This window comes from Nocardia sp. NPDC057455, assembly GCF_042802775.1.
GTDB lineage: Bacteria > Actinomycetota > Actinomycetes > Mycobacteriales > Mycobacteriaceae > Nocardia.
On sequence record NZ_JBHVDM010000024.1, the window covers coordinates 32,479 to 58,136 of the forward strand.

Genomic DNA, 25,658 nt, shown 5'->3' on the forward strand with positions numbered 1-25,658 from the left:
GCGATCGGGACACCGCGGAGCGGTATGCGGTCATCCTATAGTTGGACGTCCAAGTATCAGCAATGCCGACAGGTCGATGTGATTCATCCCACGCGTCCAGGTGAGGGGTTCGATTCGCCTCCGGCGTGCCCAGCCGGTTCAGCGGCGGGGCGTGCAGCCGGTTCAGGGATCACGGAGCGCGGATCTTTCCATCGAGCCGGAGGTAGCCGTGCCCGACGTCCCTGATCCGGCGCAACCGCCCGACGGCCGCTTGCGCGATCGGTGGAGCCACCGGATCATCCGGCCCGGCCTACGGCTTCGGCACGGGAACGGCCGGATCGGCTTCCTGCTCCCGCCGCGGTCGCGCCAGCCGGAACGCGCCCAACGCGAGCGTGATCGCGCCGATCGCCACGACCACCGCCGCCGCGCCGAGCGAATCGCCGGTCCATTCCGAGACCGCCTCCCCCGCCGCCACCGCGATGGCCACACCGCCCCCGATGACGAGCACCGCCGACCGCTGGGTCGCGTACAGCGCGAAGCAGGCCACAGCGATCAACGCCGTGATCCCGTAGGCCCACGTACGGCCACCGATGTCTAGACTCTGCGCGGCCGCGACGGCCGTTAGGATCGCGATCGAATATCCGATCCGGAGGTCCACCAGGGCGCCGAACCTGGTCAGCGCGAACCACGCGCCACCGAGCAGCAGTACCGCGGTGCTGCCCCAGGTGTCATCGAGACCGAACACCTCGGTCACGATCCCCGCGACGGCCGCGGGCACGAAGCAGGCGCAGACCAGCATTCCGAGCACCGAGGGCAGCGCGAGGTAACCGAGTACGGCGATCACCGCTCCCGCCACACAGGCGAAGACCCACGCGGCATCGGTGCTCGCGTGCTCGAGCGCGGTACCGACAGACCCGGCGAGCGCGACGGACCCGAGCGCGAAGAGCACCGCCGCCAGCCTCGCGCGGGCACCGTTCGCGCTCGTGCGGCCGGTCGGTACCCCGGCGAGCAGAACACCCCCGAACAGCAGACCCGCCGACACGACCGCGAGCACTCCCACCCGGACCGGCCGGTCGAGCGCGTCCCAGGACGAAGCCGCCACCAGGGCGATTCCGCCGAACAGCAAACCGGCGCCGACGTACGAGGCGATCTCGGCGAGCACCTTCCCACGCGCCACCACCGCCGCCCGCTCGACGGCTAGCGCCGCGAGCACCGCGTCGGCCTGGCCGCGGGTCAGCACACGCTCGGCGACCAGCCGCCCTACCGCGGCTTCCGCCCTGTCGTCGCTCACCATGGGCCCAGTATGTCCGAGTCGGCCGCCATGACAACACAATCGGCCGGAGCGCGGTATCGCGCACTGGTACCGCCGTCTGATCGGCACGGCGAGAGGCGCGCGTCCAACCGGTGTACGGCCTTCGACGACCACTACCGAAGTCCGCCGTCCGCTGACACCGAACCGGCACGGCGGCAGCGGCGTGGGCAACGCGGCGGCGACGCTGGCGATGTGATCGCGGTCACCGTACGATTAGTTTGACGTCCTAGTATCGGGCGACAATGGAATCCCGAGAGGAATCCCGTGGCCGACAGCAGCGCGCTCTACACGCCCACCCATCCCGTCCGCTTCGTCACCTCGGCGGCCCTGTTCGACGGGCACGACGCGGCGATCAACATCATGCGCCGCATCCTGCAGAGCCAAGGCGCGGAGGTGATCCACCTCGGCCACAATCGCTCGGTGAGCGAAGTGGTCGACGCCGTGCTCACCGAGGACGCCCAGGGCGTCGCGGTCAGCTCCTACCAGGGTGGCCACGTCGAGTACTTCGAGTACCTCGCCGACGCTCTGAAGAAGGCCGGAGCCGAACACGTGCGGATCTTCGGCGGCGGCGGTGGCGTGATCGTCGCGGAGGAGATCGCGCGACTGGCCGCGGCGGGCGTGACCATCTTCTCCCCCGAGGACGGACAGCGACTCGGCCTGCCCGGCATGATCAACCAACTGATCCGCGCCTGCGACGTCGACCTCGCGACCGCGCCGCCGGTGCCGGACGCGGTACTCGCAGGCGAGCGCGCCGCCTTGGCGCGCGCCATCACCTGCCTGCAAGCGGACGCGCTGCCGGCGGCCGACCGGCGGAAGCTGGCCGAGGCCGCGTCGGCGCGCACCGTGCCGGTGCTCGGCATCACCGGGACGGGCGGTTCCGGAAAGTCCTCGCTCACCGACGAATTGGTGCGCAGGCTGCGTTCGGATCAGCAGGACAAGGTACGGGTCGCGATCCTCGCGGTCGACCCGACCCGGCGGCGCGGAGGCGGCGCACTACTCGGCGACCGCATCCGGATGAACGCCCTCGATGGCGAGCACGTCTTCTTCCGCTCGCTGGCCACCCGCGGTGGACGCGAACTGCCGGACAATATCGACCTGATCGTGACCGCCTGCAAGGCAGCGGGTTACGACCTGGTCGTCCTGGAAACCCCCGGCATCGGTCAGGGCGACGCCGCGGTGACCGACCACGTCGACGTGTCGATGTACGTGATGACGCCCGAGTTCGGCGCCGCCTCCCAGCTGGAGAAGATCGACATGCTGGATTACGCGGACGTGGTGGCGATCAACAAGTTCGAGCGCCGCGGGGCCGCGGACGCGCTGCGTGACGTGGCCCGGCAGCTGATCCGCAACCGCGAGGAGTTCCACGCCGCGCCGGAGGACATGCCGGTCTTCGGCACCAGCGCGGCGACGTTCAACGACGACGGGGTGACCGCGCTCTACCAGCACTTGACGGGGCTGCTGGCCCACCACGGCCTGCGGCTGGAGCCCGGCGCGCTGCCCCGGGTAAACACCCGTACGTCCACGCGCTTCGCCCAGGTCATCCCGCCCGCGCGAGTGCGCTACCTCGCCGAGATCGCCGAGACCGTGCGTGGCTACCACGCCGAGACCGCCGCGCAAGTCGCCGCCGCGCAACGGTTGCAACGCCTCGGGCAGGTGGCGGCCGAGCTGCCCGGCGACACGGCCGTCGCCGAACTCGCCGAACGCGCCCGCGCCGACCTGACGCCCGCGAACGCCGCGCTGCTGGCCGAGTGGCCCGCGCTCGCCGAGTCCTATCGCGGGGAGGAACAGGTGGTCCGGGTGCGCGATCGGGAGATCCGCACCCCGCTGCGCCGGGAGACGTTGTCCGGCAACTCCATTTCGCGCGTCGCCCTGCCGCGCTTCACCGATCACGGCGAGCTGCTGCGCTTCCTGCGCGCCGAGCACCTGCCGGGGCGGTTCCCGTTCACCGCCGGGGTGTTCCCGTTCAAACGGGACAACGAGGATCCGGCGCGCATGTTCGCCGGCGAGGGCGACCCGTTCCGCACCAACCGCCGATTCAAGGTGCTCAGCGAGCATTCCGACGCGAAAAGGCTCTCCACGGCATTCGATTCGGTGACGCTCTACGGGCACGATCCTGCCGAGCGCCCCGACATCTACGGCAAGGTCGGCACCTCCGGCGTGTCGATCGCCTCGCTCGACGACATGAACGTGCTCTACGACGGCTTCGATCTGACCGCGCCGACCACCTCGGTATCGATGACGATCAACGGCCCCGCGCCGACCATCCTGGCCTACTTCCTGAACACCGCGATCGATCAGGCGCTGGACCGGTTCACCGCGGAGCAAGGGCGCCCGCCCACCGACGCCGAGGCCGCCGAGCTGCGCGCCCGCACCCTCGCCACGGTGCGCGGCACGGTGCAGGCCGACATCCTCAAGGAGGACCAGGGCCAGAACACCTGCATTTTCTCCACCGAGTTCAGCTTGCGCATGATGGCCGACATCCAGGAGTGGTTCGTGCGCAACGGCGTGCGCAATTTCTACTCGGTGTCGATCTCCGGCTACCACATCGCCGAGGCGGGCGCGAACCCGATCAGCCAGCTGGCTTTCACCCTGGCCAACGGATTCACCTATGTGGAGGCGTATCTCGCGCGCGGCATGCGTATCGATGACTTCGCACCGAACCTGTCGTTCTTCTTCTCCAACGGGATGGACCCGGAGTATTCCGTGATCGGCCGGGTGGCCCGCCGCATCTGGGCCGTCGCCATGCGGGATCGCTACGGCGCCAACGAGCGGTCGCAGAAGCTGAAGTACCACATCCAGACCTCCGGCCGGTCGCTGCACGCGCAGGAGATGAACTTCAACGACATCCGCACCACGCTGCAAGCGCTGATCGCCATCTACGACAACTGCAACAGCCTGCACACCAACGCCTACGACGAGGCGGTCACCACCCCCACCGAGGAGTCGGTGCGCCGCGCCCTGGCCATCCAGCTGATCATCAACCGGGAGTGGGGGGTCGCGATGAACGAGAACCCGCTGCAGGGCAGCTTCCTGATCGACGAGCTCACCGATCTGGTCGAAGAGGCGGTGCTGGTCGAGTTCGAGCGGATCAGCGAACGCGGCGGTGTGCTCGGCGCGATGGAGACCGGCTACCAGCGCGGCAGGATCCAGGACGAATCGATGCGCTACGAACAGCGCAAGCACGACGGTTCGCTGCCGATCATCGGGGTGAACACCTTCCGCAACTCCCACGACGAACCGCACCGGGAGCTGGAGCTGGCGCGCGGCACCGAAGCGGAGAAGCAGTCGCAGCTGCGGCGGGTAGGCGAGTTCCAGCAGCGCAACCGGGACGCCGCCCATACCGCGCTGGCCCGGCTGGAAGCGGTCGCCCGCACCGACGACAACATCTTCGAGGTGCTGATGGAGGCCGCCCGGGTCTGCACGTTGCAGCAGATCACCGACACGTTCTTCACCGTCGGCGGGCAGTACCGCCGCAACGTGTGAGACCCGCGAGCGGCTGAGCCATCAGAAGATTCGCACCTCCGGGATGGTGTCCATCAGCGTGGCCCACTCCGGGTACCGGGCGAGCTTCGCCTCGTGCAGCGCCATGATCTTCTCGCGCAGCCGCGGATCGGGCTGATCGGAGACGTCCGGACCGATCGCGATCTTCGCGAAGTGCGGGATGATCCGCGGATCGCCCGCGAGATGAACCGGGTCGTGCATGTACCGCTCCAGCGCGTCCAAGTCCTCGATGGCCACGCAGTAGGCGTGCGTGAACCCTTCGTCGGCGTCACCCAGATTCTGGCCGACAGTCGAGAACGACACCGACTCGACCGATGCGGTGCGTCGCATGGCGGCGAGCACCTCGGCTTTCTGCTCCTCCGTCGTCTCGGCGCGGAAGCCGAAGCGCAGCAAGTGAACGATCATGGACTACTCCTCGATTGAGTGAACTGGCAAGTTCAATTTAGGCAACTAACCGGTTAGATCGCAAGATTGAACTATCTAGTTCATTTCTGCTGCCTACGCGCTAGCATGCACAGGTGAGCGGAACGAAGACGGCGCGGGGCCGCATAGACAAGCGACAGGCGATCCTGGACGTCGCGTTCACGGTTTTCGCCCGCCGCGGCTACGACAAAGCCTGTGTGCAGGAGATCGCCGACGAGGCGGGCGTAGCCAAACCGACGGTCTACAACCATCTCAACGACAAGCAGACGCTGTTCGAGCATGCCGTGCTGGCCGCCGCGGAAACGCTCGCGGCGCACACCCTCGCGATCGTGGACGAATTGCGCGATCCGGACACGGATCTGGCGACGACGCTGACCGATGCGGCGTACCGGCTGCTCGAAGTCTGCGCGAGCGATCGGTCCCGCGCGCTACGGGCGCTCACCTATGCGCAGCTGGCGGCGTTTCCGGACCTCGCCGACACCGTTCTCACCCGGACCTCGCGCGATATCGCGGAGGCGCTGGCCGACCGGCTGGCTCGGCTCGCGCTCGCGGGAAGGCTCCGTCTCACCGATCCGTCGGAGGCCGCCGAGCAGTTACTCGCCCTGCTGACCGCACCGCTGGAGGCACGCTCCCGGCTCGGCGCCCGCACGGTGCCCGATACCGAACTCCGGGACATCGCCGCGGCGGCGGTCCGTACCTTCCTGGCCGCCTACGGCACGCACTGATTCCCGGACCGCGGCGCGCGGGGCATGTGACAATCGCCGAGCAAACCTTCGGCGCGGTTGGGATGGCAGACATGGACCTCTCGGGTATTCGGATCATCGACGCACACATCCACCAGTGGGATCCGTTCACCACACCGCGAGATTTCAGCGCCTTGGCGAAGCTGTTCCGGCTGCTGCCGGTGCCGGTGGACGCGGCCAAGCGCCTCGCGCCGCGGCGCGACCGGGAGTTCGTCGGAGATCCGGTCGCCTACCTGCGGCCCTACCTCCCGTTCGACTACCGCGCCGACGCCGGGAACGCGCCCATCGAGGCGATCGCGCACATCGAGGTCGAATGGTCGGAGCGGGGACCGCTCGGGAAGGCCGGAGAAACCGCCTGGGTGGCCGGGCTGCCGCTGGAAGCGGAACCGCGGCTCGGCGCGATCCTCGCGGGCGGCGACCCGGCGGACCCGGGGTTCGCCGAACTGCTCGACGCGCACGCGGCCGCGTCACCGCTGCTGCGCGGTGTCCGCACCATGGTCGCCCACCATCCCGATCCCGGCGTGCGATCGTTCACCGACGCGCCCGGCAAGCTCACGACCACGCGATTCCTGGACGGCTTCGCACGGCTGGCCGAACGCGGCCTGTCGTTCGAAGCGTGGGTGTACTCGCACGCCATTCCCGATGTCACGGCACTGGCCGAACGCTATCCCGAGGTGCCGATCGTGCTGAACCACCTCGGCACCCCCGCGGGGATCTTCGGCGGGGTCGGCAAACACACCGGCACCAACCCCGGGCTGCGCAGGCAACTGCTGGTGCGGTGGCGCGACGATCTCGCCGCACTGGCCGCGCATCCGAACGTGGTCGCGAAGGTGAGCGGGCTGATGATGCCGATCCTCGGCCACCCGATCCCGCCGCGGGGCACGCCGACGCCCGCGGCGCACCTGCTCGACCGGATCGGCCCGCTGGTCGAGCACGCGCTGGACGTCTTCGGCGCGGACCGTCTCATCTGGGGCTCGAACTTTCCCGTGGACAAGCCGGTCACCAGCATCGGCAACAGCATCGAGGCGATCGCGACCGCCGTCACCGGCCACGGCGGCGGACGGACGGAACTCGGGCAGATCTTCCGGACCACCGCGCAGCGCGTCTACCGGATCGCGGACTGAACCAGGACCGGCGAACGGACGGTCGATCATGTCGGTGCCCGTCGTTACGATGTGCCGCGTGAAAGTTACCGGCACCTTCTCCGTGAACGACTTCGTCCCGACCGAGGTGGTGCCCGATCCCGCCATCGCCACCGCGTTGCCGGTCGGCGTCGCCGTCATCACCAAGCAGTTCGACGGCGCGATCGAGGGCCGCTCGTCGACGATCTTCACCGCCGCGTTCGACCAGGCCACCGGCGTGGGAAGCTACACGGCGATGGAGTCGTTCGAGGGCGCGCTGGACGGCGTCGCGGGTACCTTCAACTTCCTGCACGTCGCGAGCACCACCGGCGCCGATCGCACGAACGAGTTCTGCACGATCGTTCCGCACAGCGGCACCGGTGACCTCGCAGGCATCACGGGCACGGGCGGACTGCGCGTGGACCCCGACGGCACGCACCACATCTGGTTCGACTACGACCTGGGTTGATCCGCCCGAGCAAGGTGCGCGGTGAGCGTGCCGCGTGCGGTCGCCAAGGACGGCCCGTACCAGGTGAGTGCCCGGCCCTCCACCAAGGCGACCGGGATGTCCGGAAACGCCTCGGGTCCGTCGGTTTCGGTGAAGACATACGGCTCGTCGGGGAGCACCGCGAGATCGACGCCCACGGTCAGCTCGGCCTCGGTGACGCGCGGATAACGATCCGGCCGATCGGCATGCACCAGCCGCAAGCCCAGACGGCGCGCTACATCGCCGGTGAAGGTGTTCCGGCCGACCACCATCCACGGATCGCGCCAAACCGGAATGACGGCGGCACGTGCCGGTTCGGGCGGTGGTGGCGCCCAGGCGGATTCGGCTGCGGCCAGCCATGCCGGAACATCGGCGCCGAGCACTTCGACGCAGAGCCTGGTGAGCGAGACCATTGCCTGGTCGACCGTCTCCACCTCGGTGACCCACACCGGGACTCCGGCCGCGCGCAGGCGTTCGACATCGATGCGGCGGTTCTCCTCCTTGTTGCACAGCACCAGGTCGGGGGCAAGTTCGACGATGCGCCGCACGTCCGGGTTCTTGGTCCCGCGGACCCGCTCGACTGTCAGATCGGCTGGGTGCGTGCACCATTGCGTGGCGGCGACGAGGACTTCCGGGCAGGTATGCGCCACCGCCTCGGTCAGCGACGGAACGAGCGACACCACCCGGCGCGGGGGTGTGCGGAGGTCCACCGGAGTACCGAGGTCGTCGCGAGGCAACCCGGACGCTGGGCTCTTCCCTGCCACACGGTCAGCCTATAACAGGATATTCGCGCTGATCGGCGCCCTTTCCCGCCGGTACAGGGCCGGGTACGACCGGCGGGCAAGTTCGGCGCAAGGGCAGCATCCGGGCGTCGTTGGGGCAGTTCCGTGCCGAGTTCCGCTGCGCCAGAATGGATAGCGGCACCCGGCGTCGGGAAGTCTCCGGTCCCTTCGCTCCGCCGGTATCGATCCCGCCCCGACAGACCGGCGGTAACCGACAGCCCCGATGCTGGGTGCCCACCAACCTCAGCGGTCGAACAGCCGATAGAGCGCGGTGAGTTCGCGCAGACCGGTCGCGGCGGTCGTCTCGTCGGCCGAGGTCATCCGCAGCACCTTGCGCAGCAACATCGGATCCAGATCCTCCGGGGCCGTGCGGAACTCGACGCTGGGCAGGTCCGGCAAAGAAATGTGCTCACCGTACGGGTCATCGGAGGCAGCAGGCCCCGGCTCGCGTTCGATGCCGCCGATCAGGGTGTCCAAGTCGAGTCCGCGGAGGGTCAAGATCTCACGCGGGTGTTCGTCGAGGCGCTCGGCCAGCAGGTAGCAGACCGCCGCGACATGCTTGCACGGCCAGCCGGGGTCCGGGCAGGTGCAAGTGAAATCCAGCTCCGCCGCGGTACTCGGCAGCAGCAAGGGGCCGAGCCCGGTCGGCAACGCGCCCGAGGCGATCTCGGCGAGCATGCCGGGAGCGCAGCGGATGGTCTCGATGAGCATCTCGACTTCGTCCTCGCGCAGCGGGCGCACGGTGAACACCGCCGTGAACGGGCGCGGTTGACTGCCCTGCACCTCCGCCGTCACCGCCCCCGGCTCGATCCGGTAGTTCACCACCTGACCGGATCTGGCGTAATTGCGGCCGCGCGCCAGCCGGCCGGGCTCCGCCATCCGCTCCACCGAATCCACCAGCGCCCTGCCCCACCAGGTGCGCCCGAAGCCGCCGCGTCTGCTACGAGCTTCCACGCCACCGCGCACCGGCAGCTTCTTGCCGTACTCGGAGTAGTCGACGAAAGGACTCATTCGCCCACCGCCGCCGCGCCGAGGGCGAACAGATCGCGCAATTCGTCGGTGCTCAACTCGGTGATCCAGTTCTCCCCCGCGCCGACGGCCAGATCGGCGAGTTGACGTTTGCCGTTGATCATCTCGTCGATCCGCTCCTCGATCGTGTCCACGCAGACCAACTTGCGCACCTGCACATCGCGCCGCTGGCCGATCCGGAAGGCGCGGTCGGTGGCCTGGTTCTCCACCGCGGGATTCCACCAGCGATCCAGGTGCACCACGTGATTGGCGGCGGTGAGATTGAGCCCGGTGCCACCCGCCTTGAGCGACAGCAACATCAGCGGCGGGCCGTCCGGCGCCTGGAATCCGGTGACCATCGCGTCGCGCTTCTTCTTCGGCACGCCACCGTGCAGGAACGGGATCGCGGCGCCGAACCGTTCGGCCAGGTAGGGCGCGACGAGTTCGCCGAATTCCCGGAACTGCGTGAACAGCAGCGCCTTCTCGCCGTCGGCCAGCACCGCGTCCACGACGTCCTCGACCAAGGCGAGTTTGCCGGAACGGTGCGCCCCGCGGTGCAGCACCCCCGATCCGTCACCGAGGAAATGCGCCGGATGGTTGCACACCTGCTTGAGCCGGGTGAGCGCACCGAGCACGGCTCCTTTGCGCGCCATGCCCTTGGCGTCTTTGATTTTGGCCAGCATGTCGTCCACGACCGCCTGGTAGAGGGCGGCCTGTTCGACGGTGAGATTGGCGCGCACGGTCATCTCGAATTTCTCCGGCAGGTCGCTGATCACCGTGGGATCGGTCTTCACCCGGCGCAGCACGAACGGCTGGGTGAGCCAGCGCAGGCGGCTGATCGCGTTCTGGTCGCGCTCGCGTTCGATGGGCACCGCGAAACGGGCGCGGAACGACTGGGCGCTGCCGAGCACCTTCGGCATCGCGAAATCCATGATGGAGCGCAGCTCTTCCAGTCGGTTCTCCACCGGGGTGCCGGTCAGCGCCAGCCGATGCCGCGCGGGCAGCGATCGCGCCGCCCGCGCCTGCCGCGTTCCCGCGTTCTTGATGTGCTGCGCTTCGTCGAGGACCACGCGGTCCCAGTCCTGCCTGCCGAGTTCCGCGGCGTCGCGCGCGAGCAGCGCGTAGGTGGTGATCACCAGATCCACCGCGGCGACCGCCTCGTCGAGTTCGGCCCCGGCCCGCCGTCCCGCGCCGTGGTGCACCCAGACTCGCAGGTCGGGCGCGAACCGTTCCGCCTCGCGCTGCCAGTTGCCGACCACCGACATCGGGCAGACCAGCAAGGTCGGGCCGGGCCGGGCCGGCTCGGGCGCGGTCTCGCGCTCGTGGACCAACAGGGCGAGCACCTGGACGGTCTTGCCCAGTCCCATGTCGTCGGCCAGGATCGCACCGCACCCCATCCGGCTCATGGTGGCCAGCCAGGCCAGGCCACGTTCCTGGTAGGGACGCAGTTGGGCCTTCAGCCCGACGGGCGGGGCGACCGCTTCCGGCTCGCGCGTGCGATCGAGCAGATCCTCCACCCATCCCGAGGCAGTGACCTCGGTGATCGGCACTTGCGGCACCCGCGAGACCGCGATCTCACCGAGCATGTCCGCGAAGGTGACCGGAGAGTCGTCGGCATGCGCGGCGACATACCGGGCCGCGGCGGCCAGCGCCTTGTGATCGGCCTGCACCCACTGGCCGCGCAGCTGGACCAGATCGGACTTGCCGCGCACCAGGCGTTCCATCTCGGCCCGGGTCAACACCATGTCGCCCAGTGCCAGCTCCCAGCTGTAGGACACCAGGCCGCGCAAACCGACCGTGCTCTGCGCGGCGGGCACCGCACTGTCCACGCGCAGCCGCATGCTCGGCTCGGCGACACTCCAGGCGCGCGGCAGCAGCAAGTGGACCCCGGCGGCGTGCAGGGCGTTCGCGCCGTGCGCGACCAGGTCGAGCACCACTTCCGTGGGCAACAGCAGATCCATGCTGCGCGGATCGCTCGGCAGATCGCGCAACCTCGGATACGCGCGCTGGGCCGCGCCGAGCTTGTCCACCGCGATCCGCACGAGATTCGGATCTTCGTGCAGCGGAACCGTTCTGGGCGCTTCACCGGTGAGACGCAGGCAGACCTCCAGCCGCCACAGCGCCACCGACTCGTCGGCGAGGCCGAGTTCGCCGTCCGGTTCCAGCAGCCGCAGCACGAGTTCCGGCTCGTCGCCGGTCAGACCGGCCCGCCAGCGCTCCAGCACCTCGGCGACCTGATAGCTGCCGTTGTCCAGCGGAGTGTCGCCGACCAGGGCGGCCACCAGGGGATGCGTCGAGTCCGGCGGTTCGGCCAGTGACCGTGCGATCGGATCGGTGAGTTCGGTGACCATGTCGTCGAGCAGCGCGGCCGGACGCCCGGCCACCCGCAGCGCCTGCGGCATGGCGACCGCCAGTTCGGCCAGCCAGGCCCGTTGCCGCTCCCCGCCGACCAGCCGCCAGCGCACCCACCACTGGCCGTCCTCTCTGCGCAGATCCGGCACGACACGCCCGGCGCGCACCCAGCGTTCGATGCCGCGGGCGACGTGCGCGAGGAAACGCAGATCCGCGGACACCAGCTCGGCGGGCAGCCGCTGGCGCAGGGCCTCCGCCGCCGCGACCGGGGCCAGCGCGTGCGCGCGAACCCGCGCGGTGCCGACGACGCCGTTCTCGACGACCAGTACCTCGGCGCGGTGCCGGAACCTCGACGTCCGCAGCGCGCGGCCCAGCGGATCGGGAACCCCGCCGGAGGTCTCGGCGACCGGCGCGTCGTGCCAGAGCAGCAACCCGGATCCCGGCGACCACAGTCCGTGCAGCATCACCCCATCCAAGCAGGCGGCTCCGACACGGCCGCGCACACCGCGGCCCGACCGTTGTGGATTTCTGCGCGATACCGGAACATACTGGAATATCCGCAGGTCATCGCAGAATAATCGCAGCTCTTCGTCAAGGAAGCGGAGGAAGCAGCATGACGATTCTGCTCCAGGTTCTCGAGCAGAGCTTCACCCCGACGACCGCGTGGGAACGGCGCAAATTCACCTTCGTGCACGCCGACAAGATCGTCGGCATGCGGCTCGACGGGCAGTGCGGCGTGTGGCTGGACCTGTCGCGTCCCGGTGAATCCCAGCGGCTGGCTCGCACCGCCGACCCGCGCGAGGCGATCACGTTCCTGCTCACCACCTTCGCGAAGCTCGCCGAATGCGAGGAGCGCGGCGGCTCGTGGGTGATCGGGCACGACGGAACGCATATCCAGTCGATCGCGGCCACCCGGTTCCCGCCGCGCGCGAGCGAGGTCGCCGACGACGATCTCTTGGCGCGCGCCTGGCTGTAGGGCCTCGACAGCGGCGGGTCAGCTACCCGTCGCGACCGGCCGTTTCGGATCGTTCGACCACTGCGACCACGACCCGGGATACAACGCCGCCTCTACGCCGGCGATGGCGAGCGCCGCGACCTGGTGCGCCGCCGTCACGCCGGAACCGCAGTACACGGCCACCGGACCCGCTCCGAATCCGGCGAAACGATCGCGCAGTTCCCGCGCTGCGCGAAAGCGCCCCTCGGCGTCGAGATTGTCGGCGGTCGGAGCGCTGAGCGCGCCGGGGATGTGCCCGGCGCGGGGGTCGACCGGCTCCACATCACCGCGGAAGCGCTCGCTCGCGCGGGCATCGAGCAGCACGCCCTTCCAGCGAGCCGCCGCGTCCGCGTCGATCACGGGCAGGTGGCCGGGGCTCAATTCGACATCTCCCGGCTCGGGGTCGGGCTCGGCGCCGGTGGCGACCGGCCCGCCCGCGTCCACCCAGGCGGGCAGACCGCCGTCGAGGATCTGCACGTCCGCGACTCCCGCCCAGCGCAGCAGCCACCAGGCTCGGGCGGCGGCCATGCCACCGGTGGCGTCGTAGACGACCACCGGATCTCCTCGGCGCAGACCCCAGCTGCGCGCGCACTTCTCCAGTTGCGCGAGGTCCGGCAGCGGATGCCTGCCGCGCGCGGGTGACGGCGGCGCGGCCAGTTCGGTTTCCAGGTCGACGAACACCGCACCGGGAATGTGACCGTCGAGGTAGTGCTGCGGCCCGTCCGGGTCACCCAGCGCCCATCGGACATCCAGCAGCCGAAGCCGCTTGTCCGGCAACGCTTCCCGAAGCTCTACCGGTGAGATCAGTACCGCGCTCAACTCAGCTCCTCGTCCCGAATGACGTCCTCGCGCACCGACTCCCTCACCCTACGCATCCGAATGTGCCGATGTCGCCGTACTCTCGCCTCGCGTGCCGCCGCGCCGGTCCAAGTCAGGCCAGTTTCGCGGTACTGGCAGGCGACACGCCCCCGTGACCAGCGGCAATATCCGACCGGTGTCGAACGTTTCCGCCGCAGCCACCGCGACAACGGCGCCCGAACGGTCGCCGACCGGGCCTGCGCCCGCGATCGGCGCGGGCATGGTGACCGCGCTGGTCGGTTTCACCAGCTCGTTCGCCGTGGTGCTGAGCGGGTTGACCGCGGTGGGCGCGAGCCCCGCGCAAGCCGCGTCGGGACTGCTCGCGCTGTGCGTCACGCTGGCGATCGGCATGATGGCGCTGAGCTACCGCTACCGGATGCCGATCACGCTGGCCTGGTCGACGCCGGGCGCGGCGCTGCTGGCCGGCGCGGGCACGGTGGCGGGTGGCTGGCCCGCGGCGATCGGGGCGTTCGTGGTGGCGGGGGCACTGATCGTGATCACCGGACTGTGGCAGCGGCTGGGCGCGCTGGTGGCGGCGATCCCGGTGGAGATAGCGCAGGCAATGCTGGCCGGAGTGCTGCTACCGCTGTGCCTGGCGCCGATCCGGGCGGTGCAGACGAGTCCGGCGGTGGTGGCGCCGGTGATCCTGGTCTGGCTCGCGCTGCAACGGTATGCCCAGCGCTGGGCCGTGATCGCCGCCTTCGCGACGGCCGCGGCCTGCGCCGCGATCAGCATCGTTGCGGGGCACCGGCACCTCGACGTCGGCGCGATGGTGCCGCGGCTGGAACTGACGCTGCCGCACTGGAGCTGGCAGGCAATGATCGGCGTCGCGATTCCGCTCTACATCGTCACCATGGCGTCACAGAACATCCCGGGCACCGCGGTGCTCGCCTCGTTCGACTACCGGGTGCCATGGCGCGCGGCGATGACCGTCACCGGTCTGGGCACCGTGGTCGGCGCACCCGCGGGCGGGCACGCGATCAACCTCGCCGCCATCAGCGCCGCGCTCTCGGCGGCCCCCGCGGCGCATCCGGACCCGAAGCGGCGCTGGATCGCCGCGTTCACCGCCGGCGCGTCGTACCTGCTGCTCGCACTGGGCTCGGCCGCGCTGGTCACGCTGATCGCGACCGCTCCGGCGGGCACGCTGGAAACCGTGGCCGGTCTGGCGCTGCTGGCGACCCTGGCCGCGGCCCTCGGGGCGGCACTGCGCTGCGAGCACCGCGAGGCGGGCGTGGTGACCTTCCTGATCGCCGCCTCCGGGGTCGGCTTCGCCGGCATCGGCGCCGCCTTCTGGGCATTGCTCGCGGGGCTGATCGTGCGGAAGGTCCTGCGCTGACTACTCGGCCGAGGCGCGCTACTCGGTGAGCGCGGCCTGGAAGCGGCGCATTCCATCGAGCCAGCGGTCGTAGTCGGAGCCCTTGTGGCGGTACATCTTCAGCACCTCGGGGTGCGGGAGGATCAGGAAATGCTCGTCGGCCACCCCGGCGAGCACGATCTCGGCGACCTCGTCCGGGGACAGCACCGCGCCCGCGCTGGTGACGGCCTTCACCGCGAGTTCCGCCTCGGCGGCGTGCTCCGGCGGGACCAGGCCACCGTGCAGCAGTCGCGTATCCACGCCCATCGGGCACACGCAGCTCACCCGGACCCCTCGGTCGCCGTAGGTGACCGACAGCCATTCCGCGAAACCGACGGCCGCGTGCTTGGACACCGCGTAGGGCGCCGAACCGAGCTGGGTGAGCAATCCCGCCGCCGACGCCGTGGCGACGAAGTAGCCGCCGCCCCGCGCCAGCCATCCCGGCACCAGTAGCCGCGCGGCGCGCACATGGGCCAGTACATTGACCTCCAGCGCGGCCGCCCACTGCTCGTCGGTGCTGTCCAGGCCCGCGCCCCCGCCGATGCCCGCGTTCGCGAAGTACGCGTCGACCGGGCCGAACTCCGCCTCGGCGCGCTCGATCAGCGTGCGGATCACCGCCTCCTCGGCCACATTCCCGCCGACCGCGACCGCGCCCGGCCCCAGAGACGCCGCGACCCGCGCCGCACTCGCCTCGTCGAGGTCGGCGAGCACCACGCGCGCATCGGCGGCGACGAGCCGGGCGGCCAATGCCGCTCCGATCCCCGCGCCCGCCCCCGTGACAATGGCAACTTTGCCCGAAATCTCCATCCCCGCACCTTAACGGGACGTCATCGGACCTCTGCCAGGGATCCGGCGACCAGCTCCTGCACCTGCGGATCGCGCGGTGGCGAAAGAACGGTGCGTCGGCGAGCCGCCGTGGCATCGAACCTCGATCATTCGAGGGCGAGAACCTCAGCTCGAGTTCGCCAGGCGATCCAGCAGCGGAGCGGTGCGTGGGCCCACCAGTTCGCGCATCACCAGCGCCATGTTGGTCCGCTCGACGCCGGGGATCTTCAGGATCTGCCCGGCGATGCGATACAAGTCGTCGGCGTCCCGGGCGACCACCCGCACCGTGAGATCGGTGAGTCCGGTCATGCCGCACACCTCGGTCACCTCGGGCACCTCGGCGAGTTCGTCCACCACCGAATCCAGGCGATGCTGGTCGACGACAACCGCGACGAACGCCGCGAGCGGATAGCCGAGCGCGCGCGGCTCGACGCGCCGCTCGAAGCTGCCCAGCACACTTCCTGCCTCCCAGCGGGACAACCGGGCCTGCACGGTGTTGCGGGACAGGCCGAGCCGGGTGGCCAGCTCCACGCCCGTCGCACGGGGATTGGCGACCAGTTCCAGCAACAGCCTGGCGTCGGTGGCGTCCAGGCTCATGCCGGCGTTTTCTCTGGTCATACCACGCAGTATGACATCCCGCCGCCGGTCGCTATTGAGCATTCTGCCCATCCACCGGTCGGCCACTTGCGCAGTTCGCATTCGGGGGGATGCTGTGAGGTAGGACACATTCTCGTGTGTCGACCACCTGGTGAGGAGGCGATCACCCATGCCGGGCAAACCCGAGTATCCGGTGCAGTTGGTGCAGCCGGACGGTCGCCGCGTCCTCGACCGCGAATACGCCGCGCTGGTCGCCGACGTCGGACCGGAGGAGTTGCGAGCGCTGTACGAGGACATGGTGGTCGCCCGCCGGATCGACGTCGAGGCCACCGCGCTGCAAAGACAAGGCCAACTCGGCCTGTGGGCGCCCATGCTCGGGCAAGAGGCCGCCCAGGTCGGCTCCGCGCACGCGCTGCGTCCCGACGATTACGTGTTCTGCAGCTATCGGGAGACGGCGGTCGCCTACTGTCGCGGCGTACCGCCCACCGATCTCACCCGCCTGTGGCGCGGCGTCGCCCACCATTGCTGGGATCCGCACGCGGTGAACATGACCAACCCCAATATCGTCGTCGGCTCCCAGGGCCTGCACGCGACCGGTTACGCGTTCGCGGCGCACATGGACGGCGCCGAGATAACCACCATCGCCTATTTCGGCGACGGCGCCAGCAGCCAGGGCGATCTGGCCGAAGCACTCGGGTTCGCCGCGACCTGGAGCGCGCCCGTCGTGTTCTTCTGCCAGAACAACCAGTGGGCGATCAGTGCCCCGGTGCGGGTGCAGAGCGCGACGCCGATCGCCCGCCGCGCCTATGGCTACGGCATGCCCGGCAAGCAGGTCGACGGCAACGACGCGCTCGCCGTACTCGCCGTCACCAGGCAAGCGGCGGCCAGGGCGCGCACCGGCGGCGGCCCGTCGTTCATCGAGGCGCTCACCTACCGGATGGGCCCGCACACCACGGCGGACGATCCCACTCGTTACCGCTCGGCCGCCGAAACCGAGCAGTGGGCGCGGCGCGATCCGATCGACCGGCTCAGCAGGCTGCTCCAGCGCGAGGGCCACTGGGACGACGCGTTCGCGAGCCGGGTCGCCGAGCGGTCGGACGCGGTGGCCCGAGCGGTGCGCACCGCGACCATCGACACGCCCGATCCCGCGCCGAGCGAGCTGTTCGAGCACGTCTACACCACCCCGCATCCGCTGATCACCGAACAGCGGAGGGCGTACGCGGAGTACCTGGCCGGTGATCCCGGCGGGGCCTCCGGACGAGGAGAAGGAGTCCCGCGATGATCACCACCTTCGCCGCCGCGCTCAACACCGGCTTGCGCCGCGCGCTGGAGGACGATCCGAAGGTCCTGCTGATGGGCGAGGACATCGGCCGCCTCGGCGGGGTCTTCCGGGTGACCGACACGTTGCAGAAGGACTTCGGCGACAACCGTGTCATCGATACGCCCTTGGCCGAATCCGGCATCATCGGAACGGCTTTCGGCATGGCGCTGCGCGGCTACCGGCCGGTGTGCGAGATCCAGTTCGACGGGTTCGTCTATCCCGCCTTCGACCAGATCGTCTCGCACGTCGCCAAGATCAACTATCGCACGCAGGGAAAAGTCAACGCTCCTTTGACAATCCGCATCCCGTTCGGTGGCGGCATCGGTTCGGTGGAACACCACTCCGAATCACCCGAAGCCTATTTCGCCCATACCGCCGGGCTGCGCGTGGTGACACCGAGCAACCCGGCCGACGCGTACTCGATGATCCGCCGGGCGATCGCGCTGAACGATCCCGTGATCTTCTTCGAGCCCAAACGCAGGTACTGGGACAAAGCCGATGTCGACTTCGCCGCGCTCGACCGCGACGGCGGCCTGCCGCTGGATCGCGCGCGCGTCTGCACCACGGGATCGGACGCGACCGTCGTCGCCTACGGCGGGACCGTGGCCACCGCGCTGTCGGCCGCGGGGATCGCCGCGCGGGAGGGGCACTCGCTCGAGGTGATCGACCTGCGCAGTCTCGCACCGATCGACTTCGACACCGTAGAGGAGTCGGTCGCGAAGACCGGGCGGCTGATCGTCACCCACGAGGCGCCGGTATTCGCGGGGCTCGGCGCCGAGATCGCCGCGCGGATCACCGAACGCTGTTTCTATCACCTGGAAGCGCCCGTGCTGCGCGTCGGCGGGTTCGACATCCCCTACCCCCCGGCTAAGCTCGAGAAGCACCACCTGCCCGACCCCGATCGCATTCTCGACGCGGTCGACCGTTCCCTCGCCGCGTGAGGCGGGGTTCGCCGTAGTGAGAGGTGCCGCGTGGAAAATCCTGCCGGTCAGAACCTTTCGTCGTCCGTGCTGGAGTTCCGGCTGCCGGACCTCGGGGAGGGCCTGACCGACGCCGAACTGGTGTCGTGGACGGTGGCCGTGGGCGATGTGGTCGAGTTGAACCAGCCCATCGCCGACGTGGAGACGGCCAAGGCGGTCGTCTCGTTGCCGTCGCCGTTCGCCGGCCGGGTGGTCGAATTGCTGGCGCGGCCGGGCGACACCGTCGCGGTCGGCGCGCCGCTCATTCGCGTGCAGGCGACCGGATCGGCGAGCGCGGGCAGCGACGCACGCCGCGCTTCGGTCTTGGTCGGCTACGGCCCCGAGGCGGAAGCGACGTCCCGGCGGCGTCCTCCCGCGACTCCCTCGCACAACATTTCACCGCCCGGCGACGCGGATACCGGGCGACGCGAGCCGGAACCACCGAGCGACGCGACGCGCGCGGCGGCGACACCCGCCGCGCGAAAACTGGCGCGCGAACTCGGCCTGGACCTGTGGTTCATCGCGGGTTCGGGGCCGGGCGGCGCGGTCACCGTCGAGGACGTGCGCGGCGCGGTGCCCGTCTCGCAGCCGCGTCCCGCCGCACCGGCCACCGTGCCCGCCGCGGCCACCGAGGCGGTTGGCCCGTCCGCGCGCGAGGAACGCACTCCGATCAGCGGCATCCGCAAGCGCACCGCGACGGCGATGTCGTACAGTGCGCGCACCATCCCGCAGGCCGCCACGTTCGTCACCGTCGACTGCACCGCCTCGATGGAACTGCTCGATCATCTGCGCAGCACGAAATCCTTCGCCGGTCTGACCTTGACGCCGCTGGCGTTGGTCGCAAAGGCGGCACTGGCCGCGCTCGCGGACTTTCCCGGCATGAACGTCTTCTGGGACGAGGCCGCCGGCGAAATCGTCACCAAGCACTACGTCAACCTGGGCATCGCGGTGGCCACCGAGCGCGGCCTGCTGGTCCCGAACATCAAAGAGGCGCAGACCCTGAACCTGCGCGACCTGACCCGCGAGATCGCCTGGCTGGCCGAGAACGCGCGCGCGGGCGGCGCGACGCCCGCAGAACTGCGCGGCGGCACGTTCACCGTCACCAACATCGGTGTCTTCGGCGTCGACACCGGCGTCCCGCTGGTCAATCCGGGCGAGTCCGCGATCCTGTGTCTCGGCTCGATCCGAAAGCGGCCGTGGGTCGTGCGCGACGAGATCGCCGTCCGGTGGGTGACCACCCTCGGCGTCTGCTTCGACCATCGCATGATCGACGGCGAGCAGGCGGCCCGCTTCCTGGCCACCACGGCGGATTTCCTGGAGGACCCGCTCACGCTGCTCGGCCGAGTGTGAGACCGCGCCGGTTCGGCGACGGTCAGTCGGTGACGAGCGCCGCCGCGGCGGTGCGGATGACCTCCGGGATCTCGACCGGTTTGCGGGTATCGGCGTCCACGTAGACGTGCACGAAGACACCGGTGGCGGACAGTTCCAGCGCGCCGTCGGCCTCCCGGAAGATGGCCAGATCGTAGGTGATGCTGGAGCGGCCGAGCCGGGAGATGCGCAAGCCGACCTGCAACTGGTCCGGAAAGCTGATCGAGCCGAGGTACTGGCAGGAGGTCTGCGCCACCACGCCGAGCGCGGGCAGCTCGCGGATGTCGGTTCCGGTGGCGTGTATCAACCACGCGTTGACCGCGGTGTCGAAGTACGAGTAGTAGGTCACGTTGTTCACGTGCCCGTAGTGGTCGTTGTCGGCCCACCGGGTCGGCACCGGCCAGAGCACCGGATACTGCTGTGTCACCCGGCCGACGATAGCTCAGTGGGGACGATGCGGTATCCATCGCGCCGCGCGGGGCCTACGTGGCTACGCGTGCTCCCTCCTCCTGGCCTGACCGCACGCGACTGTGCCGGTGGTCGCGCGGAGAGACGCCGAAGTGCCGTTTGAACGCGGTGCTCAGCGCGAAGGCGCTGCCGTACCCGACCTGCCGGGAGATGGCCTCGATGGTGGCATCCGATTCCTGGAGCAGGTCGGCGGCCAGCGCCAGCCGCCATTCGGTGAGAAACGCCATCGGCGGCTCGCCCACCAGATCGGTGAACCGGCGCGCCAGCGCGGCCCGCGACACACCCACCGCCTCGGCCAGGCCCGCGACCGTCCACCCGTGCGCCGGATTGTGCTGGAGCAGGCGCAGGGCCTTGCCGACCAGCGGGTCGCCGTAGGCGTGGTACCAGGCGGGCGCGTCGTTGCGGGCGAACCAGGCGCGCAGCGCGGCGATCAGCACCAGATCCAGCAGGCGGTCCAGTACCGCGCTCTGCGCGGGCTCGTCCTTGGTCACCTCGTCGACCAGGATGTCCAGCACCCGGCTGTCGAGCTCGCCGCGCCGCAACACGAGCACCGGCGGGAGCGCGCGCAGCAGGCGCTGGCTGGCCGCGCCCGCGGACTCGTAGGTGCCGGTGACCATCAGGGTCGCTCCGTCCGGATCGGTCCCCCATTGCCGAACGCCCAGGGTGAGTGTCTCGCAGAGGATCTCACCCTGCGGCGTCTTCGTCACCTGACCGGGATGGATGATGATCTGCGGCTCGGTCGCCGGGTCGTCGGCCACCGTATACGGCGTGGGTCCGCGGAAGATCGCGACGTCGCCTGCGTGCAGCTGCCGCGGCGCCCCCTCCTCGGTGACGATCCAAGCGCCGCCGCGGATCATCGACAGCACGGTCAGCGGAGCTTCGTCCTGGATGCGCAGCGACCACGGCGGATCCAGCAGTGAACACATCAGGAACGCGCCGCGGGCGCGCGGGCCTTCGAGCAGACTTGCGAGCACATCCACCCAACCAGGGTAGACGATCACGCATGATTACGCGCTACCGAACCATAGTCCGTCTCGGTCGCGCCATTATCTGCCCGAGCGGTGGCGCAGATCGCCGGCATCGAAGTACGGAATGCCCGGGCCGCCCGAAACGTTGAAAATGTCAACAGGCCCGCTCGCGGACGTGACGCGCAAAGCCGAGCGTCACGCACGGTCGCACAACCAGGTCAACGGCGCCCTGGACCGGTTCCACGGGCGGGGCTGGCCAGATCGGACGATCCGTCGGTACCGTCGAAGTGGTGTCGAGCCCGACGGTCGATCGTCCGATCCGCGTCGCGCGCGCCGCTGTGTTCACTGTCTTCGCATTGAACGGCTTTCTGCTCGCCATGTGGGTGGTGCACATTCCGGTCATCACCGACCGCACGGGCGTCTCGAAATCCACACTGGGCATGTTCATCCTGTTGATGTCCGGTGCGGGCATCGCCGGGATGCGGCTGGCGGGTCCGCTCGCCGATCGGTTCGGCAGCAGGACGCTGGTCGCCGTGGCAGCGTGCATCGCGTCGGTGGCGGTGATCGGGCCCGGCCTCGCCACCGGACCGTGGGCCTTGGCACTCGCATTGGCCTGTTTCGGCTTCGGCAACGGCGCGCTGGACGTGTCGATGAATACCCAAGCGGTGCTGGTGGAACGGGCCTACCGGCGTCCGATCATGGCCGCTTTCCACGCGCTGTTCTCCGGCGGCGGCCTGCTCGGTTCACTGCTCGCGGCCGCCACCCTTCGTGCGGGCTGGGATGTGAGGGTGACTCTGGTGCTCGCCGCGGTCAGCTGTGTCGCGCTGACCCTCACACTGGCACCGCGGCTGCTGCGGGAAACCAGGCAAGGTCCGGAAGCGTCGGCGCCCCACGGCCGGGCGTCCGTCCACGCGACCGAGCGTGACGACCCACCACCACATCACGACTCGACAGCGCACGCCAGTGCTTCGTCCCGGCACGACGTGATGCCGATCGGCTCCGACACCGCGCGGCCGCTGGATCAGCCCGGCCCCGACCGGATGACAGGTGAGCCCGCCCTTCCCGCGCAGACCTCGCGGCGTCGTCGTCGAGCAGTCGATGTATCGCCGAGCACGCCCCTCGACGCTCACGATCGCGGCCGAAAGGTGTTCGCACTGGCCGCGATCGCCTTCGCGCTTCTGCTGGCCGAAGGCGTGGCCGCCGATTGGAGCGCATTGCAGCTGCGCGAGCATCTCGGCGCCGACGCGGCGACCGCGGCGCTGGCCTTCGGCGCCTTCTCCACCACGATGACGATCGGGCGTTTCGGCACCGACCGGGTCAGTCACGCCTTCGGCCGGGTCGCGGTGGTGCGCTACGGCTCGCTCATCGCGGCCATCGGTTTGGCGGTGATCGTCGTCTCGCCGTGGATTCCGCTGACGCTGCTCGGCTGGACCATGGCCGGGCTCGGACTCGCCGGCGGCATTCCGCAGATCTTCACCGCGGCGGGAAATCTCGGCTCCGCCAGGGCCGCGACCGACATGTCACGGGTGTTCAGCATCGGCTATCTCGGACTGCTCGCCGGTCCCACGATCATCGGCTGGCTCACCGCCGTGATGTCGCTGACCACGGCGATGGTGGTGCCGATGATCGCCATACTGCTCTGCTGCCGGTACGCGAACGTCGTCGCAATGCCGCGTGCGCACTGACCGGCTCACAGACGCAACGCCAGCTCGACCATCGGCACCGCCTCGATACCTGTGCCCGTAGCTTCCTCCACTATCCGGCCGAGATTCCGGAATGCCCGCGGGTGGCTGCGTCGATAGTCGTCGAGGACGACGGCGGACTCGTCCGGGCGCAGCACCCGGGACACCGCCTCGACCCTGAAGCGCGCGCCGATACTCACGTGACAGCGCGGATCGGCGGTGAGATTGCGGAACCACTGCGCCTGTATTCCGAATCCGGACGCGATCACCACGCGGTCCCGGCTCGGCCGCGCCACCTTCTCGAGCACCACATAGCGTGGACGGCCCGAGCTGCGGCCGATGTGCTCCAGCAGCAGGAGCCGCCCTCCGAACAGGAAGCCGAGCCGGGCGCGGAACATCGTGATCGGCGCGCGCACAAACCATCTCGTCCGCAGCAACCGCGCGCCGATACTCGTCATCGTCTCAGGCCGGCCGCGCTCTACTTGGGCGGCACCAGGCACAGGGTGATCGGGTCGGGCTTGGGGTAGACGATCGTGTCGTTCTCGGTCGCCTTCGCTCCGCACGCGGATTTGTCCGCGGTGCCGCGCACGATCCGGCCGATCTTGAAGTCCGCCGACGAACTACAGGCCACCTTGGTGCTGGCGCCGAGGAAACCGCCGTCGATGCAGTCGCCCTCCTTGACGTTCAGCCGCAGGCACAGCGTGTACTCGTTGCTGCCGGTCTGGTAATAGCTGGCGTAATCCTTGGTGGCGCAGTCCGCGTTCGCGCCGTCGAGCCGTTGCGCCACCACGTAGTTGGCTTCGGCATCGGAGCATTCCTTGGTTTCGAACTCGGCTTTGACGGTGGTGCCCGACAGCTTCGCGCACTGGCCGATGTCGATCTTCTCGCCGTCCGAGCGGAACACGGTGCGCCCGCCGACGACCAGCAGGCCGATCACCACGACGACGCCCAGCACGGCGAGGATCTTGCCCACTCCGCCACCGCCGCTCCGATTCTGCTGGGGCGGCGGGCCCGGCGGTGGAAAACCGCCACCGGGGTAGCCCGGCTGCTGCGGATAGCCACCCTGCGGCGGATAACCCGGCTGCGGCTGACCGGGGTAGCCGGGCTGCGGGTAGCCCAGCGGCTGGCCCGGCTGGCCCGGAAAGCCTTGCGGCGTACCGGCAGGCGGTTGCTGCGGATAGCCGGGCTGCCCTGGCGGCGGATAACCGGGCTGCCCTGGCGGCGGATAGTTCGGTGGTGTGGTCATGGATCCCCTCCCCGGGTCTCGCGTGGTTCCGTGCGCACAGGCGACGGGCGAACCCATGGAATCTAGCCGATCAGCGCGAGCCCTGCCGGACCGGTGAATCGCCGCAACGGCTTCGCGCACCGCAGTCGCTCACAGATACAGTCCCGGATTGACCGCATCCCGCGCGACGGCATCGATCCTGGCCTCGCCGTCGCGCACCGCGACGAGGTCGGCCAAGGTCGCGCCGTCCGGATAAGCGCCGGTCTCGCACCCCGGCTCCCGGTCCAGCCAGGCCGCCGCCTCCACGCTGGACAGCCGCCCGATCTCGATCCGCGCCAGACAACGGCCCGACCGCGTCACCGCGGGGTGCAGGCGCGACAGGTCCTCGTTGGTGGTGATGGCGACGAGCACGTCCCGGCCCTGGCCGAGCATGCCGTCGGTCAGGTTCAACAGCCGCGACAGTCCCTGCCCGGCGGCCTCCTTGGCCTCACCGCGGATCAGTTCGTCGCAGTCCTCCAGCACCAGCATCCGCCAGCGGGGCGCGCCCTCGTCGGCATTGTCGACGCCCGCGGCCACGTCCATCAGATAGCCGGGCTTGCCGAACATCACCTCGGGATCGAGCACGCAGTCGAACTGGCACCAGGCGCCCCAGGCTCGCGCCAGCGCGCGCAGCGCGGTGGTCTTCCCCGTGCCGGGAGGTCCGTGCAGCAGCACCAGACGGCCGCGCACGTCGACGGCGGTGAGCGACATCAGGCGATCCATCGCGGCGGCGACCTCGCCCGTGTAGTTACCGCGGATCGACGACCACTCGGGCGCCGAGATCGAGCGCGCGCGCCGCTGCGGGCCGTGGGTGTGCATGTGCCAGAAGCCCATCTCCACGGTGTCGCCGACCTCCGGCGGCGCCGCCGCGTCCCGGATCGCCTCGGCGAGCAGCTCATCCGCGAGCGTGTCGCTGACGGCGGTGACCTCGACCATCGCCGAACCGCCCGACCAGCGGACCGACCGCAGCGACCAGCCGGGACCGGTCACCAGCGTCGACCCGCTGTCGTTGTCGCGCACCGTGCGCACCACGCGGCCGCGTCCGGGACGCAGCGGCGCTTCCGGCCGCACCCGCTCCAGATGCGCGGTGCGCGCGCACGGCTGATCACCGCGCAGGAACGGACCGAGCGCGAGGGCATCGATCGCGTCGCGGATCGAGTAGGTGGAGTCGACTACCACGGTCCACGGCAGCCGCTCGGCCGGATCGGCCGAGGGCTCCCCCGGGCCGATCAACCGAAGAGGCTCATGACGTGCGGACACTCGGAGAATGATCCAGGGCTACGGGCCGCGAT

At 69.8% G+C, this 25,658-nt stretch carries 23 protein-coding genes; 10 read left to right on the forward strand and 13 right to left on the reverse strand.

Annotated elements, in window-relative coordinates; all coding sequences use genetic code 11:
* Positions 1–289: 289 nt before the first annotated feature.
* A complete protein-coding gene (locus ACFU5M_RS12660) occupies positions 290–1,273 on the reverse strand; it encodes a hypothetical protein (RefSeq protein ID WP_379048287.1) in 984 nt (327 codons plus the stop codon).
* 282 nt (positions 1,274–1,555) lie between these two features.
* Between ACFU5M_RS12660 and icmF the strand changes: the two genes are divergently transcribed.
* On the forward strand, positions 1,556–4,774 hold the full coding sequence (gene icmF / locus ACFU5M_RS12665) for a fused isobutyryl-CoA mutase/GTPase IcmF (RefSeq protein ID WP_379048289.1): 3,219 nt from the start codon (positions 1,556–1,558) through the stop codon (positions 4,772–4,774).
* Positions 4,775–4,795: 21 nt separating this feature from the next.
* On the opposite strand, the gene ACFU5M_RS12670 is transcribed toward icmF, so the two are convergent.
* Positions 4,796–5,197, reverse strand: a complete 402-nt coding sequence (locus tag ACFU5M_RS12670) for a Dabb family protein (protein WP_379048291.1) — start codon at positions 5,195–5,197, stop codon at positions 4,796–4,798.
* Positions 5,198–5,310: 113 nt separating this feature from the next.
* On the opposite strand from ACFU5M_RS12670, the gene ACFU5M_RS12675 reads away from it, so the two are divergent.
* From ACFU5M_RS12675 to ACFU5M_RS12685, 3 genes are all read left to right on the forward strand, one after another.
* Positions 5,311–5,940, forward strand: coding sequence for a TetR/AcrR family transcriptional regulator (locus tag ACFU5M_RS12675; RefSeq protein WP_379048293.1), 630 nt, complete (start codon positions 5,311–5,313; stop codon positions 5,938–5,940).
* Between the two features lie 71 nt (positions 5,941–6,011).
* Entirely contained in the window at positions 6,012–7,082 is a 1,071-nt protein-coding gene (locus tag ACFU5M_RS12680; protein WP_379048295.1) for an amidohydrolase family protein, read from the forward strand.
* A 58-nt stretch (positions 7,083–7,140) separates the two neighbouring features.
* Entirely contained in the window at positions 7,141–7,548 is a 408-nt protein-coding gene (locus ACFU5M_RS12685; protein ID WP_379048297.1) for a DUF3224 domain-containing protein, read from the forward strand.
* Here ACFU5M_RS12685 and ACFU5M_RS12690 read toward each other — a convergent pair.
* From ACFU5M_RS12690 to ACFU5M_RS12700, 3 genes are all read right to left on the reverse strand, one after another.
* Positions 7,533–8,330, reverse strand: a complete 798-nt coding sequence (locus ACFU5M_RS12690) for a helical backbone metal receptor (protein WP_379048299.1) — start codon at positions 8,328–8,330, stop codon at positions 7,533–7,535. The two genes, ACFU5M_RS12685 and ACFU5M_RS12690, sit on opposite strands and share 16 nt — an antisense overlap.
* Positions 8,331–8,591: 261 nt before the next feature.
* Positions 8,592–9,359, reverse strand: coding sequence for an SWIM zinc finger family protein (locus ACFU5M_RS12695; RefSeq protein WP_379048301.1), 768 nt, complete (start codon positions 9,357–9,359; stop codon positions 8,592–8,594).
* Positions 9,356–12,172, reverse strand: a complete 2,817-nt coding sequence (locus ACFU5M_RS12700) for a DEAD/DEAH box helicase (protein WP_379048303.1) — start codon at positions 12,170–12,172, stop codon at positions 9,356–9,358. Before ACFU5M_RS12700 ends, ACFU5M_RS12695 begins: the two co-directional genes overlap by 4 nt.
* Before the next feature lie 149 nt (positions 12,173–12,321).
* On the opposite strand from ACFU5M_RS12700, the gene ACFU5M_RS12705 reads away from it, so the two are divergent.
* Positions 12,322–12,684 (forward strand): hypothetical protein, encoded by a 363-nt coding sequence (locus ACFU5M_RS12705; protein ID WP_379048305.1) that lies wholly within the window; start codon positions 12,322–12,324, stop codon positions 12,682–12,684.
* Positions 12,685–12,702: 18 nt separating this feature from the next.
* Here the strand turns inward: ACFU5M_RS12705 and ACFU5M_RS12710 are convergent, their stop codons facing one another.
* Positions 12,703–13,521, reverse strand: coding sequence for a sulfurtransferase (locus tag ACFU5M_RS12710; RefSeq protein WP_379048307.1), 819 nt, complete (start codon positions 13,519–13,521; stop codon positions 12,703–12,705).
* Between the two features lie 175 nt (positions 13,522–13,696).
* Here ACFU5M_RS12710 and ACFU5M_RS12715 point away from each other — a divergent pair, with 175 nt between their 5' ends.
* Entirely contained in the window at positions 13,697–14,896 is a 1,200-nt protein-coding gene (locus ACFU5M_RS12715) for a benzoate/H(+) symporter BenE family transporter (protein WP_379048309.1), read from the forward strand.
* A gap of 18 nt (positions 14,897–14,914) precedes the next feature.
* Here the strand turns inward: ACFU5M_RS12715 and ACFU5M_RS12720 are convergent, their stop codons facing one another.
* Both ACFU5M_RS12720 and ACFU5M_RS12725 read right to left on the reverse strand, forming a co-directional pair.
* Positions 14,915–15,721 carry an SDR family oxidoreductase gene (locus ACFU5M_RS12720; RefSeq protein ID WP_379048311.1) on the reverse strand — a complete coding sequence of 269 codons (807 nt, stop codon included), beginning with the start codon at positions 15,719–15,721 and terminating at the stop codon, positions 14,915–14,917.
* Positions 15,722–15,865: 144 nt separating this feature from the next.
* Positions 15,866–16,357: an Lrp/AsnC family transcriptional regulator gene (locus ACFU5M_RS12725; protein WP_379048313.1), complete on the reverse strand. Its 492-nt coding sequence runs from the start codon at positions 16,355–16,357 to the stop codon at positions 15,866–15,868.
* A gap of 148 nt (positions 16,358–16,505) precedes the next feature.
* On the opposite strand from ACFU5M_RS12725, the gene pdhA reads away from it, so the two are divergent.
* The 3 genes from pdhA to ACFU5M_RS12740 are packed head-to-tail and all read left to right on the forward strand — an operon-like array spanning position 16,506 to position 19,966.
* Positions 16,506–17,618, forward strand: a complete 1,113-nt coding sequence (pdhA, locus tag ACFU5M_RS12730) for a pyruvate dehydrogenase (acetyl-transferring) E1 component subunit alpha (protein WP_379048315.1) — start codon at positions 16,506–16,508, stop codon at positions 17,616–17,618.
* The gene (locus ACFU5M_RS12735; RefSeq protein WP_379048318.1) at positions 17,615–18,598 is read left to right on the forward strand and encodes an alpha-ketoacid dehydrogenase subunit beta; all 984 of its coding nucleotides are present in this window, start codon (positions 17,615–17,617) and stop codon (positions 18,596–18,598) included. Before pdhA ends, ACFU5M_RS12735 begins: the two co-directional genes overlap by 4 nt.
* A 30-nt stretch (positions 18,599–18,628) precedes the next feature.
* Positions 18,629–19,966: a dihydrolipoamide acetyltransferase family protein gene (locus ACFU5M_RS12740; RefSeq protein WP_379048320.1), complete on the forward strand. Its 1,338-nt coding sequence runs from the start codon at positions 18,629–18,631 to the stop codon at positions 19,964–19,966.
* A gap of 22 nt (positions 19,967–19,988) precedes the next feature.
* Here the strand turns inward: ACFU5M_RS12740 and ACFU5M_RS12745 are convergent, their stop codons facing one another.
* Together ACFU5M_RS12745 and ACFU5M_RS12750 are read right to left on the reverse strand one after the other, a co-directional pair.
* A complete protein-coding gene (locus ACFU5M_RS12745; protein ID WP_379048322.1) occupies positions 19,989–20,411 on the reverse strand; it encodes an acyl-CoA thioesterase in 423 nt (140 codons plus the stop codon).
* Positions 20,412–20,466: 55 nt separating this feature from the next.
* Positions 20,467–21,432 (reverse strand): AraC family transcriptional regulator, encoded by a 966-nt coding sequence (locus ACFU5M_RS12750; RefSeq protein WP_379048324.1) that lies wholly within the window; start codon positions 21,430–21,432, stop codon positions 20,467–20,469.
* 278 nt (positions 21,433–21,710) lie between these two features.
* On the opposite strand from ACFU5M_RS12750, the gene ACFU5M_RS12755 reads away from it, so the two are divergent.
* Positions 21,711–23,105, forward strand: a complete 1,395-nt coding sequence (locus ACFU5M_RS12755; RefSeq protein ID WP_379048326.1) for an MFS transporter — start codon at positions 21,711–21,713, stop codon at positions 23,103–23,105.
* 5 nt (positions 23,106–23,110) lie between these two features.
* Here ACFU5M_RS12755 and ACFU5M_RS12760 read toward each other — a convergent pair whose 3' ends face one another.
* From ACFU5M_RS12760 to ACFU5M_RS12770, 3 genes are all read right to left on the reverse strand, one after another.
* Positions 23,111–23,560, reverse strand: a complete 450-nt coding sequence (locus ACFU5M_RS12760; protein WP_379048328.1) for a nitroreductase family deazaflavin-dependent oxidoreductase — start codon at positions 23,558–23,560, stop codon at positions 23,111–23,113.
* A 20-nt stretch (positions 23,561–23,580) separates the two neighbouring features.
* Positions 23,581–24,348, reverse strand: coding sequence for a hypothetical protein (locus ACFU5M_RS12765; protein ID WP_379048330.1), 768 nt, complete (start codon positions 24,346–24,348; stop codon positions 23,581–23,583).
* A 129-nt stretch (positions 24,349–24,477) separates the two neighbouring features.
* Positions 24,478–25,626, reverse strand: coding sequence for a DUF5925 domain-containing protein (locus tag ACFU5M_RS12770; RefSeq protein WP_379048332.1), 1,149 nt, complete (start codon positions 25,624–25,626; stop codon positions 24,478–24,480).
* Positions 25,627–25,658 lie beyond the last annotated feature (32 nt).